The sequence below is a fragment of the Stieleria bergensis genome (genome assembly GCA_007745635.1).
Lineage (GTDB): Bacteria > Planctomycetota > Planctomycetia > Pirellulales > Pirellulaceae > Stieleria > Stieleria bergensis.
The window spans coordinates 6646157-6661029 of the sequence record CP036272.1 but is presented as its reverse complement, the minus strand read 5'-3'; the positions used below and the strand labels follow the sequence as shown (position 1 = coordinate 6661029).

Sequence of the window (14873 nt, the reverse complement as noted above, 5' to 3'; positions counted from 1 at the left end):
TACCAATTGTGTTCGCGTTGACTCATCGCTTCCGGTTCAGTCGTCTGAATGTGTCACAACTAAGCGGGAAAACGAAACCCGAGCACCTTCGCTCACTTCTCCTGCGTTGTCCTGAGGGTAGGCGCCGGCTTTGAAGTAGAAAGTCAGGTCTGCCCAGGCCCTGTCGTTTTCCAAAACGTTCTCTTCCTGTGTTGTGCCATTGACGGTGATGGCAAGCACACCGCCTTGAAGCCTGATTGTCCAATCGATGTCGCTGCCTCGCTCAACATCAGGAAACGTGAGCTTTTTGTCTTTACCATTGGTCGGGCTTTCCTTCACCAGAGCTTCGATGCGGCCTTTGTAGTACTGAAGCTTGACGAGTGGTTTTGACTTGCCCGTGTAGCTGTGGATTTGGCCGATGACCACCTTGGGATCGCTGGGAATCTCAAGCACCCGACAGCGCGCGGTCATTTCGTGCGAACCTGTGAACGACCAGTTATTGCGCGGGTTACCTGGCTGGAGCATTTCACGCAGCTCGCTTCTGGGAAACTGCGTGCCTTCTGTCGTTGCCCCAACGACGGGGCACCAAAAGACCATCGCTCCGCTTGAATCCGTGTAGAAGTGGGGGTCTTTAAAACTATCGCTGAGTGCTGCTGCGGAAATCTCCTTCGGATGTCCACCGTAAGTGTTGTCTGCACTGGTCGGCAAAGTCAGTTTCCAATGGCTCAGATCGAATCGGCTGCCGGGATGCGGCCCTGTCACGTTCGTGGTCGGCGCTTCGATGACTGGTCGATTTGCCTCGGTCGTGGCTGCGTCCTCGTCTGTTTTGTTTGCCACCTTTTTCATGGCCTTTTCCTTTTCTTTGGCCGCCTTCTTTGCAGCTTGCTTCTCTTCGCGGATTCGCGCACGTTCGATTTCACGCGGCGTCATGTTCTTGTTCTGGGCGGCAACATCGGCTGGCTTCTGGATCCCATCCTTGCGTTTGGGACCGCCTTTGATTGGATTCGCCATTTTTTTAAGCCATTGGTCAAACGCGAGGCTCAGTTCTTTCACCTTCTCAGGATTGCTGTCAGCCAGGTTCTCTCGCTCCGAAGGATCTCTCGCGAGATTGACGAGTTCCAGACGGCTCTTGATCCAGTGCAGTTTCCAGTCGCCTCGGCGGACGGCCCATTCGTTGTCCGGTCCGATGCCCCAGAACAGCGTGTCGTGGTGCAGTGTCGATTCGCCGGTCAACAGCGGCAGAATGCTCTTTCCCGCGAAGTCGTGTGTGACCGGCCTCGACCCAACCGCATCGAGGGCCGTGGGAAGAATGTCGAAGGAAATGATCGGTGTATCCACCGTTCGACCACCACTGAACCTGTCGGGCCACGAGACGATAAAAGGAGTGCGAATCCCGCCTTCATCGAGTGTTTGCTTGAAACCACGCAGCGGCGTGTTGTCAGCGCTCATTGATTTTGATCCGCCGTTGTCGGTCAGGAAGAACAGGAGCGTGTTGTCAAAGATGCCCTTGCGTTTCAATTTGGCGACCACTTCGCCGACACCGTCGTCAAGATGCTTGAGCATGGCCATTAGGACGGCGCGTTCCTTGCTAAGCTGCGGGAACTTTGACTGAAAGGCCTTGATGTCTTCCTCCGGTGCTTCGGCGGGAGCGTGCACGGCGTTGTAGGCGAGGTACAGGAAGAACGGTTTCTCCTTATTCCGGTCGATGAACGCGACCGCCTCTTCCGTCAACCGAGTTGTCATGTAGCCTTCATCATTGATCCGCTCTTTGTTGCGGTAGATCGGTCCCATGAACTTACCGTCGACATCGCTCCTCAGATTGAAGTAACTGTGACCGCCCCGGCCCATGAACTTGTAACATTCATCAAAGCCTCGATTCAACGCGTGCCATTTCAATTCGGGATAGTCATCATCAACCCCCAGATGCCACTTGCCGATCGCCGACGAGACGTAATCATCGGGCAAGTATCCAGGGAAGATCTTTTTCTTCGGATCGAATCCAGCCCCACCGTCTGAAGCTGTATAAACACCAACACTCTGCGAGTAGCCGCCGATCGTGATTCCGGCTCGAGTCGGCGAGCAAACAGGGCCGCCTGTATAGCCTTGGGAAAAGACGACACCGTCTTGCGCCAAAGCATCCATATTCGGTGTGGAAACTTCCGCTGCGTGATGCGGATTCAGGCTGATGTCCGCGTATCCCTGATCGTCAGTCAGGATGACGACAATGTTGGGACGTTCGGCAGCCGTTGATTTCGCATGACTCAATGTGAATGCGAAGGCGAACAGTAAGAAGCAGCAAGTGTATCTCATGATTGGTTTTCGATGGTTTTGAAAATTCATCGGTAGTGGACGAGGTTACGAGTCCTCGCCATGGCTCTTCGCGAAAGGGACTCGTGACCTCGTCCACTACGATGGGAAAGCCTTGAGCCCCGCGCCTGCATGCTTTCGCAGGTACTCAACACTCTTGAGGAATTCGTTTTGCTGGTGCTGTTGGTCGAATTTCTTTTGATCCATCCCGGGCTCAGGCTTGTCGATCTCGATTTTGTGACCGCGACGCACAAGCTTCAGGAAATCGACGATGTCGGCGGCAGCCAGTTCTGGATAGCCCTGCCAGTGTTCGTCGGTGAGAAACGGAATCGGGCGTGCTGAGTTGGAAATCGACTCGACGAATATCGGCATCCCTGGATTTGCCTTTGCCAAAGTTTGCACGTACGACGGAACATCCATGAGACCTTCACCGACGGCCGTCCATTGGAAAGTTGCTCCCTCTTCCGATTCCCAGACCATATAGTCTCTCAGGCTGTTGCAGACGACGTGCGGCACGAGTGCTTCCAAATGCACCATCGGATCTTCCATGGCCCAGAGGCCGTTGCCAGGATCAAGCATTTCCCCACACACCTCAGTCCCGATCTCCTCGATCAGCTCAAGCAATTCATCAGATCGCAGGTCTGCGGCGTGATTCTCGAAACCGAACGTCAATCCTGCGTCCATCGCACGTTCTTTTGAGGCCTTCAGGACTCGTACGGCTTCGTCGATGCGCGGCTGAATGCCGCCTTCCAAAAATCGATCGTCAATGCTGCCGATTCGCACATTCACATTGGGTGACCCGAGCGCTGATGCGACTTCGATTGCCTTCGCAACAAGGGCTTCGGCATCACCGTACTTGTCAGAGAACTTCGCAGCGTTGGCACAAATACCACCAGCACCGATGTAGATCGCAATTTCGTGCTGCCCGGCCAAATCCCTCAGCTTCCGAAGATGCGACGTTTCCAGGCTCTCGAAGTAGTTCAGGTTGTTTAACAGCACGGCGTCGAGCCGCTGTTCGGCTGCGAATTCGATCAGCCGCGTTGCCTTCCACTTCATCCCACGTAGGGAATGGCCATCCAACCCGAGTGGAATCCGATTCGCAGATTTGCTGTCGTCGGCCATCAGTGACTGCGAACAGATACTGGCTGCGACAAGGCTGGAACCTGCAGTCGAAAGAAAGTCACGTCTTCCCAGTGTATTGTTTCCCAGCGTCTTGTGATCATGGTTGGTCGGGTTCGGCATGAGGGTCATCCTTATGGGCAATCAGCGTTGGTCAAGTGAGTCGACAAAGGCTCTGTACTTCTTGCGAAGGTCCGAAACAACTTTTGGATGGTCTTCCGTCACATCATCTTCTTCCACGCGATCTACGGAGAGATTGAATAGCGGTGTTTGATTCTTGAATCGCTTCGGCACGACTCCCGGATACTGCATTGAAGTCGGCTGTTCCGTCTGGGCAATAATCGTCGTGCCGTTTGGCGTCTTGGGGTCGACGTAGTCTGGATTAAGATCGCGGGCGGAAAGGTATTTGGGCCTGGTCAGGTAGAGTTTCCATTTTCCATCTCGGATCGTCATGATCTTTTCATCGTGACAGGTGACGATAGGAGCATGCTCTCGAGATTGTCCCTTAAGCACGGCGGTGATGTCCTGGCCGTCAATCAATCGGTCTTTGGGTGCATCAAGCCCGCACAACGCGAGCAAAGTGGGAAACAAATCGAGCGACCAGATAGGCACATCAATCACGCTCTGCTGAGGAAATGCATCCGGATAGCGGATGATGAAGGGCACGCGAGTTCCACCTTCCCATGGCGTTGCCTTCTTACCCTTCAGTCCGCCGGTGCTTCCGCCATAGTGAGGTCCATTGTCCGATGTAAAAATCAGGATCGTGTTATCAAGAATTTTACGGGCTTCGAGGGCCTGACGCACTTTTGCGACGGACCAGTCCAGTTCTCGAATCACGTCCGCGTAGAGGTCATCCGGAGTATCAGGCGTATAGTACTTGTCGGAAACCGCGAGTGGCTTGTGCGGCATCGCGTGAGGGAAATAGAGGAAGAACGGCTGGTCTTCACTCGTGTTGATAAACTCGATTGCCTTTTGGGTGTACTTTGTCGTGAGCGTTCTCTGGTCAACTGGGTTCTCAACAACCTTTTCGTCTTCAAGAATCTGAACGGGCAGCATGTCGTTGGAGTAGAGAATTCCGTAGTAGGAATCGAAGCCGTGCCGCGTCGGATAGAAATGCTCCTTGTGACCGAGATGCCACTTGCCAATACAAGCCGTTCGGTAGCCTGCTTGCTGGAACGCTTCGCCTAGCGTGCGTTCGGACGGATCGAGTCCGACGACATCCGCCTCAGGAGTCGTGTCCGGGTGCGGATTTCTAGTGACTCCATTTCGTAGTGGAAATCGCCCGGTTAGCATCGCTGCACGAGAAGGCGCACAGTAGGGAACTGGCACATAAAAGTCGGTCGCCTTGATGCCCTCAGCTGCGAGGCGATCGATCGCGGGAGTGCGATAAGACTGCTGTCCGTAGCACGACAGGTCCCCATATCCCAAATCGTCCGCCAGTATCAGAACGACGTTGGGTCTCTCGCCCGAAGCAATCGCGCCGAAAATGAACAACGTGCAGAAGAAGGCTGACGCAGCACACATCATTTTTCGCTGCAAGGAATCTCGAAAGTAATTCGTCATGGTGATTTGGCAATTTCTTCGTGTACCGGCAGTGACTTTCAAAAGAATGCCGATCGCCTGCTGATATCGTTAACGAGAAAATCAGGAAAAGACTTTCATTGCAATGTCCCCGGCCTTCCAGCCCCCATGACGTCGGCCGAGCGCCAAAACGAAAGAATAACAATTACTGCGACGCAACTCTTATCTAATGCATTCCACACAATGACCGATGGGTGGTTTCGATGGTTATGATGAAATTTAAAGAATGCGGACGTGTACTGAGTAGGCTTCCCCTGTGGTTCAGCACATTAATCGACAAGCCGTATTGCTTTTTCGGCCAGTCGTTTTCCGAATTCTACGTAACCAGCTCTGGTGTAGTGGACTCCGTTGTTCTCTCCGTTCACGTCATCCGTATTAACCCATTCCCAATCAGGATTCGCTTCGCAGAGGCTCTGTTGAATTCTACGGATTTCTACCCAACCAGCGCTTTCCATTTTGGCGTCGCTTAGGCGGCCAATGACAACGTTCACTTTTCCAAGCTTTAGGTCTTCCTCTAGCTGCTGAACCAGTCCTTTGAGGCACTTTTCGTAAACAACATAGTGCTTCCCTGAATCCGCTTCACCCTGCATCCAAACAAACGTGACTGTCTTGATGGTCTTCCCGGTGATTTCCGCATCGACCTTCTTCATGAGCCTGTCATAGAGATCGCCGATGGTCGATGGGTCAGCACTTGTATCAGGCTTCATGCCCCTGTAGTTCTTCACATCCTTCCACTTCTTGTACCAGCGTCTGATCGATTGCCCACCCTCGGCATCCTTGACCACGATGACACCGCCTTCGCCGAATGCTTTTCGGACCGCTGGCGAGAATGACGCTTCCGGATCCAACCGCTTCATGTTGGATTGGCCTGACAAAATGAAGAGGTGCTTCTCTTGCGCATAGACGCTCGATGCAGTACTGAGCGCTAATAGTGTCAACATAAGGCGGTTCATGGGGTGTATTCCGATTAGGTTTCTGTTGCTTCGGGATAACTTGATCTGGTAGGGGACGAGACCATGAGTCCCGGTGAGGCTGCGGCGAAGATCTGCTTCCCGCCCTTGGTTTTGGAGTATTCCCTGGGGCAGGGCCGTTACTCAAGTTCTTGACTTTTCTGGAAAGTGCGTTCGGAGGTTGCGAGCTCGTCACCTCGGCGGTGGGCTACTGCTGCTCGGGGTCAGTTTGTTCGCATCTTTATTCACCGAGCTGAGCCATGCGTCGAGCGCGGTTGATAAACGCTGCTTTTTGTTTTCATCCTTCAGCGAATCTTCACCAGCCAACTCCGTTGGGTTCGTCGCGAGGTCGACGAAGTTGTGAGGAGGGATGGATTTGCCGTCGACTGACTTGACGGGCTTACCATTTCGAATTTCTTTCAGTGTTCCCCGACGTACGGCGTTGAAATTCCCACGCCAGGACCAGTAAAGCGTCTCGTTGGGGCACTCAGCTTTGCCTGTCAGCCATGGCAAAAGGTTCTTGCCGTCCAAAAGAGGATGCTCAGCACGCTTGCCAGCCACCGCCGTAAACGTCGGCAGCAGATCAAGCGAGATGACAGGTCCGGAGACGACTTTGCCCTCGGCGAGTGTACCGGGCCAGGATGCAATCATCGGCACCCGGACGCCTCCTTCAAAGACATCGCCTTTCACGCCGGAAAACGGGTCGTTGCGAGATTTGTTCTTACTTGTCGGTCCGCCATTGTCGCTGAGGAAAACGACCAGAGTGTTTTCACGAAGGCCCCGCTGATCGAGATGCCCCAGCAGCCGCCCGATGTTGTGATCCAAACAGGTCATCATCCCGGCAAAGATACGCCGGTTTGGATCTTTGATATGTGTGTTTGCTGCAATGTCCTTTTGTTTGGCCTGCAGCGGAGTGTGAGGCGCGGTATAGGCGAGATAAAGAAACCAAGGCTTGTTGTCCGTGCTCTTGATGAAGGCAATCGCCGCGTCGGTGAGGAAATCGGTCTTGAAGGCGTTGGCCTCACGCTTGTAGCTTTCAGGTTGCTGAGCAGTGCCGTTGAACGTGAAGTAGTTGGAGCTCGGATTGTTTACATGTCTTTCGCGGAAAGGAAAGTAGTGGCCGCCGCCGCCGACAAAAAATAACCCTTCATCGAATCCTCGTTTCCAGGGCTCGGCGGCCTCAACGCGTTTTGGCGAGAAAGCGTCCGTCTTCCGAACCTTGCGATATTCGTCTCTCTGTGTCTTGCTCAGCATCGATTCGGTGCCCTGACCGAGATGCCACTTTCCGACGAGACCGGTCCGGTACCCCGCCTGTTTCAGATATTCGGGCATCAAGGGAAGGATGTGCGGATCAGGAAGTCCATGGTTGTTTTCATTGTCCACGTAGCCAAAGCGGGACTGGTGAACTCCGGTCATGATCCCGGCTCGCGACGGACCGCATTGCGGAGCAGTGACATAAGCATCGGTGAAGCGAAGGCCTGAAGCTGCAAGCCGGTCGATGTGAGGCGTGCGAATCTCCTTGCTGCCCTGACAGCCCAGGTCTGCATACCCAAGGTCATCCACCAGAATGAAAAGTATGTTGGGGGGGCTTTCTTCTGTTGCCGACACAAGTGACGACAGTAAGCAGCCGATGAGGGCAAAGAATGTTAAAGATTTCAGCATATTCGATTTCCGTTGATGGATCTCTTTTTCGTTGTGGGCGAGATCTGAATCCCGCTTTTGCGTTCGTGCCTTACCGGGCATCCGTTGAAAAATCCCACTGGACCGGTTTCCCGTCCTGGGCTTTCCAGCGGATCGAGCGGATGTCGAGACCGTCAGTGGCTGGGACATACAGACGAAGCAACTGACTTCGTCCCTCGACAGGCACTTGCACTGTGATGTCTTGCCAGGTTGTCGACTCAGGAACTTCGAAGTCCACCGTCTGGCCGGTTGCAGGAAACTCAGTCTGTTTTTGGGTTCGCCACTGAACACGTCCCGTCCCGCTCTTGCCATCGACGCCCCGAGCTTGCAGGCGCAGCGTGATCGGTCCGTCCAGTTTCACTTGGGCCGTTCCCAGGAAGGGATTCTTCCCCTGGGCAATCACGCGTATGCCGCCGTCGATCGACTCGAGCTCGCATTGCTTGGGAACCAGCCCGTGCGTCGGGATTCTCGAACCTACGGATGTGGTCGTTCTCGGTTGAAAGTCTGGATTGAGTTTCGGGGGAAGGCCGCCGGTGCGTTCAAAGTGCGTTTTGATGAACTGATCAAGCTCGGCCACTTTCTCCGGCATTTCGGCAGCGAGATTCTTCGATTCGGCGAGGTCATCCTTGAGATTGAATAGTTCGACGAGGCCATCGTAGCTGTCCGGTTTGCGGGTGTAACGCCTGATGAATTTCCAATCGCCGTCACGCACCGAGATGCCTCCGCCGTGATACGGAAAATAGCTGACGCTCGTTTGGTCCGTTGCCTCAACGCCCTCTGTGAGCACCTTCGCGAAGGACTTCCCATCGATGACATGATTCTCAGGTTCGGCCTGGCCGGTCAGTTCAAGCAGCGTGGGATACAGGTCGATATTATTGACGATTGTCTCGCTGACCGAGCCCGCAGGAATGTGTTCGGGCCACCGAACCATCAGAGGAACACGTTCGCCGCCCTCATAAAGCGATCCTTTTCCATCGCGGAGACCGAGATTCTTCGTCGGATACTGCAGACCAGCGTAGTCGTTGTAAATCTTCGTGTAGCCATACGTCTTGCTCTTCGGATTGGCCATCTTCCGCTTCTGTTCGCTCGCACTCATGCTGTGGGTGTTGCCGCCGTTGTCGGAAAAGAAAACAACAATGGTGTTGTCGGCGATACCGAGTTCATCGAGCGCCGTCATGACTCGTCCGAAGTTGTCGTCCATCGTCTTCAGCATGGCGGCGTAGACCGGGTTCGTATGACCGTCGGGCTCAGACTCCTTCCTGGCGAACTTCTGAATGAGATCCTGTTTCGCTTCCCAAGGGCCGTGACAGTCATACATCCACAGATTTAGGTAGACTGGTTCGTCCTTATGTTCGGTGATGTACTTGATTGCCTCGGTACCGAGCCGGTCGTCGATGTGTTCGCCTTCTGGTCCGTCGACAATATTGCCGACTCGACGTGCCGCACCAGGCTCACCGTCAGCGTGAACTCCGTGCGGTGAGAAATAGGTGCTGCCGGGAGGTCCGGGATCTGGTGCGGAGTGAAACGTGACCTCGAAGCCGTGCTGGTCCGGCCAATGCTCTTGAGTCAAGCCCAGGTGCCATTTGCCCATGTGAGCCGTGCGGTAGCCGGCACCGAGAAAAGCTTCGGCCAGCGTCGTGGCATCCGGATCCAGGTAACGGCGACTCTTGGTGAGCAGGTATTCGTCTGTTGGTGTAGCAGCCTGATAGACCTGCGCGCCCCACGGCTCTGGCTCCTGATGTCCGTGGGCGGAAAGGATGCCGTGGCGAGATTCCTCCTGCCCGGTCAAGATCGAGGCCCGACTGGGCGAGCACAGCGGATGCGCATAGGCGTTGGTGAAACGCATCGCTTGTTTGGCAAAGGCATCGATGTTCGGCGTCTCGTAGTATTCGCTGCCGAAGACACCCCCGTCCGTCCAACCCATGTCGTCGACCAGAAAGAGAATGACGTTCGGCGGTCGTCCCGGTTCGCCATTCGCCTTAGCTGACAGGCAAACAAGACCAACGATCGGCAAGAGGAGCAAGGCGTGATGAAGTTTCATAGATTTTCGTCTTTACGGTTCGTCGTTTCTAAATTTAGGCAAGCTGCTTCGTAGTGGACGAGCTTTACCTGCTTCTCACATCTTTCTTGGAGTATTCCGTGGGCAGCGTGGCGGCCCAGGCTTTGACTTTTCTGGAAAGCGTTTTCACGACGTCTGGATGCTGCTCAGCGACGTTGTGACTCTCGCTGGGGTCAATCGACAGGTCGTAAAGTTCTGGTTCACCGCGTTGTTTGCGTGGCAGATGCAACTTCCAGTTGCCCTCCCGCATCGCTGGCGTCGCGCCGACTGCACTTGTCTTCCAGAATAGTGGCTTTGTTCGCTCACGATCGGTACCGAACCAGATATCGGAGATATCTTCGCCGTCAATTGGCTTCGGTAATCCGTCGACTCCGGCAATCGCACACAGCGTCGGCAGCCAGTCGATGAACGAGCAGACGTTTTGCGTATCGACTCGACCGGCTTCGACTTTGCCCGGCCAACGGACGATAAACGGGACGCGCGTGCCGCCTTCGTATTGTTCGTGTTTGCCGCCACGAAATTCGCCCGCGTAGCCGAGCATGTTGTTCGAGTATTTCCGAGGTTCCTGCTTGCTGAGAATCACCGGCGCTGGCCCATGGTCGCTGGAGAAGACAACGATCGTGTTGTCGCTCAGTCCCAGTTCGTCGAGCGTCTTCAACAGGCGATCGACGTTGCGATCGATCTGATATACGTCGCCGAGGTACTGCCGCATCGACTCGTCCAGATCGCCGCTGATCTTCTGGCTCTCATCGAACTTGTGCTGCATTGTTGGTGAGAAGTCGTTGCGGTCTACGGTGACATCGTTGAACTCAGCGACGAGTCCTTCAGCCGTGTTGACGGGAAAATGTGTCGCGTGTCCCCACACGTTGACGTAGAACGGCTCGTCTTTGTTTTTCTTGATGAAGTCGATCGCCGCCGAATACAGGTCGTCGTCGCGTCCGGCGTCACCAGTCGTCTTGTCGCGGCTCTTGCCGATCACTTTCACGGTGTCGATGCCGTACGTGCCGTTCTTTTCATCCGGACCGATATGCCACTTGCCGAAGTGGCCCGTCCGATAGCCGCGTTCCTTTAGCAACTCGGTGATCGTCAAACGCTCACCAAAACCAAAATCGGCTGCGTACTTTGGGAATCGTGCGGGGAACAGGCCTGTCATCAGCCCCGTACGGCTCGGATTACAGGTCACGCCCGTCACATAATATTGCGTGAATCGCGTTCCTTCTTTAGCCAATTGGTCAAGCGCAGGCGTCTTTGCATACGGATGCCCGTAGCAGCCGAGGTCGCCGTAACCAAGATCATCAGCGAACATGAAAACGATGTTCGGCCGCCGATCATCCGCTGCCTGAGTTCCTGCGGAAAAGGCAATCACCAGCAGGAATGCGAGGAGCAGTTGTGATATGAATGAAAGCAGGTGCTTGTTCATTTGGTGTTTTCTCGTTGAGACGTTCGCGTTGATGACCTTCCTTCGTTGCGCAGCTGCTCAAGTAAACTTGCCAACCGGTTCGCGGCATCAGGATATTCGTTGATAACGTTATGTTTCTCGCCCGGGTCGTCCTGCAGGTTGTAGAGCTGAGCGTGAAGCTCGTCTCGCCGCGGGATGCGTTTCAATGTCGGGCTCGGTTTGCCTTCAATGTACTTCCACGGGCCACAACGGATTGCAAAGTTGCCGTTGGGGCTGTGAACAATCATCGACGGCCGAAGCGGTTCCTGGTGTAGCGTGCCGAGCATTGCCGGCAGCACATTGAAGCTGTCTTCGGCGATGTCCTCGTCCAGTCGAAGCGGCTGATCGATCACCGCGGCAAGCGTGGCGTAGATGTCGACGAGGTTGATCGTTTCGTCACAAACGGATCCCGGCTGAACATGTCCCGGCCAGCGAACAAGAAACGGAATTCGAAAACCACCCTCGTAAATGCTGTGCTTGCGACCGCGCAAGTGGCCGTTGCAGCGTAGCCCCGCTCGATACGCTTCCGCCTCGGGACGTGTCCCTTCGGTCATCAGTACGCCGCCATTGTCGCTGGTGAAGATGACCAGCGTCTCTTCGGTCGCCTTCATTTGCTCGATGGCGTCGAGAATCCGACCGACGGACTGATCCAACTCATGAATCCAGTCACCATAGAGACCGGTTCCACTTTTGCCCTTTGTCTTGGCTGACGGCGTGTAGGGAAAATGGATCGCAACGGGCGCAAAGTACAAAAAGAAAGGCGTATCGGCCGTCTGCTTGTCGAGCCACCTGACGGCATCGGTCGTCAGCTCATCCATCACGTTTTCATCGACGCGTTGAGGGGCATCGAGGCCCATAAAGTCTCGACCGTAGGGTGACTTGCCGACGGGAACATTGCGATCTGAACGCAAGCCGACGACTTGCCGATTGCGGACGTAAACTCCCGAAGCGTCGCCGTGGTTCTGCGGCACGGCAAAGTGATAGTCGAAGCCAATGTCCAGCGGTCCTGGTGTCAGCGGTTTCGTGAAGTCCGCCTTCGTTGTGCCGTACCCGAGGTGCCACTTCCCGATCGCGGCCGTGCGATATCCAGCAGACTTCAGAAGCGACGCGATTGTTGAACGTGATGTGTCGATATGCAGCGGGTCGGTCGTGTTGACAACGCCGTGCTTCTGATTCGTCCGCCAGTCGTATCGCCCTGTCAGCAGCCCGTAGCGAGTTGGCGAGCACACCGAGGAAGGAGTGTTCGCGTCGGTGAATCGTCGGCCCTGCTTTGCCAGCCGGTCGATGTTAGGCGTTGCTATGAGCGACTCATCCGCGTCGTAGCTGTTAAGGCTTCCGTACCCAAGGTCATCCGCAAGGATGATCACAATGTTGGGCCGGTCGGCCGCCACCAGCAACGACGCACCAATGACCGGCAACACACAAAGCGCGGCTGCCAAAGCTCGCGCCAGAAGCTGAGGCCATGGCTGTTTCCGGTGATTCGTCATCATGTTCTGGCAATCTCCTCTTGGGCGGTGCGATAGAGCGCCGCGACTTCTTCTTCAGTAAGTGCCCGGTTGAACAACGCCACCTCGTCGAGCCGACCGTCCCATACCCGCGTCGCTTCGGCGTCCGTTCCGAACCAGAACGTCTCGGAGTCGCTGGCTGCCATTGCCGCACAAGGTGTGGACGCAACAAGCTTTCCGTCTTCGTAGAGCTGCAAGTATTGACCGTCAACGGTCACGACAACGTGTCGCCATGTCTTTTGCGGTAAGACTGATCCGCGCGCGATGGTCGATGCCGCTCCATCGTTGCTCCTAATGGTTGCCTTCAGCACTGCGTTCTCATCGATCGACACGTCGAAGTTTCCACGCTCTCCTTCTAGATTCGTGGCGACCGATGCGTTTCGCGTGGGCGGTTCCAGATACACGAACGCGGTCAGCGAGAAGCGTCCGGTGCTCAATCGCGGTGGCGAATCAACGCGTCCACCCCGACCGCTTGAGTCGACTCCAACTCTCAAAGAACCGCCGGCGAATACACCCTTGGCATGCGGAGGACGTTTGCCTTCACCGGTTAAAACCACACCGGAGTATTCGGGCGGTTCAGAAACCAGCCCTCGGTCGCGGATTGGCATTCGGTAGTAAGCCAGCGGCGATAACCGCTTGACCGCGCGAGCGTAGTTCAATCTCGGTTCGTCAAAGTTGCGAATGAACCTGTCGGTCGCGATCGAGATGTCTTCGGGCTCAGTCGCCCCATCAGTAATCCGCAGGGCCTGCGACGCCTGAAGCTCAACTGACCGGGAGGCATCGCGCCAGTTGGATGCCCCGGGATGGACGCGCACGAGCCCATCAAACACATGCACCTCACTCGCGCCGCCTTCCACATCGACGGAAAACTCAGTGCCAAAGTCAACGACTTCCGCTTCGGGAGTTTCCACCGTGAACCCGATCCCTTGGGGCGGCACGTTAGCCGACAGTCGCCCGCTATGCAGCACCACACGCTTTTCGTTGACCGCGTCGAAGCGGGCAGGAGCCTCAACGTAAACCATGACTCCCCCGCCAAACTGCAGGTTCAGCAGGCCTTTCTTTAATTCGTAATTGCCCACAGGGAGTTGTGCGTCGTTCCAAGTTGAACCGTCTTTCGTAAGCACCCCGCTGACGTGACTGACAACGGAAGCCACAGAAGCCACGGAAGCGTAAGCAGGGACTGGATCCCTGTTGCTTTCAGGCTGCACGAATGCGATGAGTATGCAGGCTGCCATCACGAGCGCGGTTACGGTCAACGCCAACAACTGTCGCGAGCGGGGAATTGGCGATGCGAGTTGCTCCCGCGACGAAACAGCGTCAGTGACGAGGCCGTCTGTACCCCCATCCAGCGCATTCTTCTGAATCTGTCTGCGCCGCAGGGAACGCCGCAAGTCCGAATGTAGCTCGGCACGAAGCGCAAAGCGTTCGAGGTTTTCGGGAACCTTCAGCCACGTCTGAAACTCCACGGCCTCTTCGTCGGACACCGCTCCTTCAAGAATGCGGTCGATGAATCCATCGTCTACGGACATCACGCATTCTCCACTGCGAGGCGTCGCTCAATGCAACTGGCGAGCACCGTCCGCACGCGCGACAGCAGAACTCGCACCGAGCCACTGGTGGATCCGGTTTCCTGCGCCATCTCGTCGGCTGACAGTTCTTCGACGTACCGTAAATCGAGCAACCGGCGCGACTTTGGCGGCAGCTCCTCCAAACAGGCTTCCAGTGCTTCGCGACGGTTGCTCCGACCATCAGCCTGAGCCGCGATTGTGTCAGCGAGTTGGCCGAGCAATTCGTGGGAAAAAACGACCCGCGTGCGATGCTCAGCCCGGTAGAAATCAATCACGCGCGACTTTGCAATCCACAACGCCCATGCGACGAACGGCCGATTGAAGTCAAATTCATCAAAGCGTCGCGCCAGCTCTTGAGCAATCCGCTGAACAACGTCTTCAGCGTCATGAAACCGAGAGACGGATGCGAAAACATACGCGGACACCGCCGGCTCAGCTTTGAGCCAGCATTCTGTAAACAACTCTCGTTTCTGATCTTCTTTCATTGACTCGGCCCACGTGAACATCTTTCCGTCTACCGTATGCCGAATGCGAACAGAAATCGTTAACAAGAATCTTGAAGAATCGTCAAATTCCAATTTTTGCTACTACTTGGCGACGACTTCATGCCGGGTTCCCACGATACGCGATTCGTCGGGAGGCCTCGCATCCGTCCCGGAGTTTCTGCAGGTTGCGAATATCGCGTCT

At 55.4% G+C, this 14873-nt stretch carries 10 protein-coding genes; all 10 read right to left on the bottom strand.

Going from position 1 to position 14873, the window contains the following annotated elements; translation table 11 throughout:
• Window positions 1–36: 36 nt before the first annotated feature.
• The 10 genes from SV7mr_RS23435 to SV7mr_RS23390 all read right to left on the bottom strand — a co-directional run bounded on the left by SV7mr_RS23435 (window position 37) and on the right by SV7mr_RS23390 (window position 14737).
• Window positions 37–2289 carry a polysaccharide lyase family 7 protein gene (locus tag SV7mr_RS23435; protein WP_419187834.1) on the bottom strand — a complete coding sequence of 751 codons (2253 nt, stop codon included), beginning with the start codon at window positions 2287–2289 and terminating at the stop codon, window positions 37–39.
• A 96-nt stretch (window positions 2290–2385) separates the two neighbouring features.
• Window positions 2386–3528, bottom strand: coding sequence for a sugar phosphate isomerase/epimerase family protein (locus SV7mr_RS23430; RefSeq protein ID WP_419187833.1), 1143 nt, complete (start codon window positions 3526–3528; stop codon window positions 2386–2388).
• Window positions 3529–3549: 21 nt separating this feature from the next.
• Window positions 3550–4968, bottom strand: coding sequence for a sulfatase family protein (locus SV7mr_RS23425; protein WP_145277259.1), 1419 nt, complete (start codon window positions 4966–4968; stop codon window positions 3550–3552).
• A 287-nt stretch (window positions 4969–5255) separates the two neighbouring features.
• Window positions 5256–5939, bottom strand: a complete 684-nt coding sequence (locus SV7mr_RS23420; protein WP_145277257.1) for a sialate O-acetylesterase — start codon at window positions 5937–5939, stop codon at window positions 5256–5258.
• 189 nt (window positions 5940–6128) lie between these two features.
• On the bottom strand, window positions 6129–7598 hold the full coding sequence (locus SV7mr_RS23415) for a sulfatase-like hydrolase/transferase (RefSeq protein ID WP_419187832.1): 1470 nt from the start codon (window positions 7596–7598) through the stop codon (window positions 6129–6131).
• 70 nt (window positions 7599–7668) lie between these two features.
• Window positions 7669–9657, bottom strand: a complete 1989-nt coding sequence (locus SV7mr_RS23410; RefSeq protein ID WP_145277253.1) for a sulfatase — start codon at window positions 9655–9657, stop codon at window positions 7669–7671.
• A 64-nt stretch (window positions 9658–9721) separates the two neighbouring features.
• Complete coding sequence (locus SV7mr_RS23405) at window positions 9722–11095, bottom strand: sulfatase family protein (protein ID WP_419187831.1); 1374 nt, start codon at window positions 11093–11095, stop codon at window positions 9722–9724.
• Complete coding sequence (locus tag SV7mr_RS23400; RefSeq protein ID WP_145277251.1) at window positions 11092–12603, bottom strand: sulfatase family protein; 1512 nt, start codon at window positions 12601–12603, stop codon at window positions 11092–11094. The genes SV7mr_RS23405 and SV7mr_RS23400 overlap by 4 nt, the downstream gene beginning before the upstream one ends.
• A complete protein-coding gene (locus SV7mr_RS23395; protein WP_419187830.1) occupies window positions 12600–14147 on the bottom strand; it encodes a LamG-like jellyroll fold domain-containing protein in 1548 nt (515 codons plus the stop codon). The genes SV7mr_RS23400 and SV7mr_RS23395 overlap by 4 nt, the downstream gene beginning before the upstream one ends.
• A complete protein-coding gene (locus SV7mr_RS23390; RefSeq protein ID WP_419187829.1) occupies window positions 14147–14737 on the bottom strand; it encodes a sigma-70 family RNA polymerase sigma factor in 591 nt (196 codons plus the stop codon). Before SV7mr_RS23390 ends, SV7mr_RS23395 begins: the two co-directional genes overlap by 1 nt.
• Between the last annotated feature and the right edge of the window lie 136 nt (window positions 14738–14873).

Excerpts from the sequence above, each read along its gene's own strand:
- SV7mr_RS23435 (WP_419187834.1), bottom strand. The coding sequence starts at position 2,289 with ATGAGATACACTTGCTGCTTCTTACTGTTCGCCTTCGCATTCACATTG.
- SV7mr_RS23430 (WP_419187833.1), bottom strand. The coding sequence starts at position 3,528 with ATGCCGAACCCGACCAACCATGATCACAAGACGCTGGGAAACAATACA.
- SV7mr_RS23425 (WP_145277259.1), bottom strand. The coding sequence starts at position 4,968 with ATGACGAATTACTTTCGAGATTCCTTGCAGCGAAAAATGATGTGTGCT.
- SV7mr_RS23420 (WP_145277257.1), bottom strand. The coding sequence starts at position 5,939 with ATGAACCGCCTTATGTTGACACTATTAGCGCTCAGTACTGCATCGAGC.
- SV7mr_RS23415 (WP_419187832.1), bottom strand. The coding sequence starts at position 7,598 with ATGCTGAAATCTTTAACATTCTTTGCCCTCATCGGCTGCTTACTGTCG.
- SV7mr_RS23410 (WP_145277253.1), bottom strand. The coding sequence starts at position 9,657 with ATGAAACTTCATCACGCCTTGCTCCTCTTGCCGATCGTTGGTCTTGTT.
- SV7mr_RS23405 (WP_419187831.1), bottom strand. The coding sequence starts at position 11,095 with ATGAACAAGCACCTGCTTTCATTCATATCACAACTGCTCCTCGCATTC.
- SV7mr_RS23400 (WP_145277251.1), bottom strand. The coding sequence starts at position 12,603 with ATGATGACGAATCACCGGAAACAGCCATGGCCTCAGCTTCTGGCGCGA.
- SV7mr_RS23395 (WP_419187830.1), bottom strand. The coding sequence starts at position 14,147 with ATGTCCGTAGACGATGGATTCATCGACCGCATTCTTGAAGGAGCGGTG.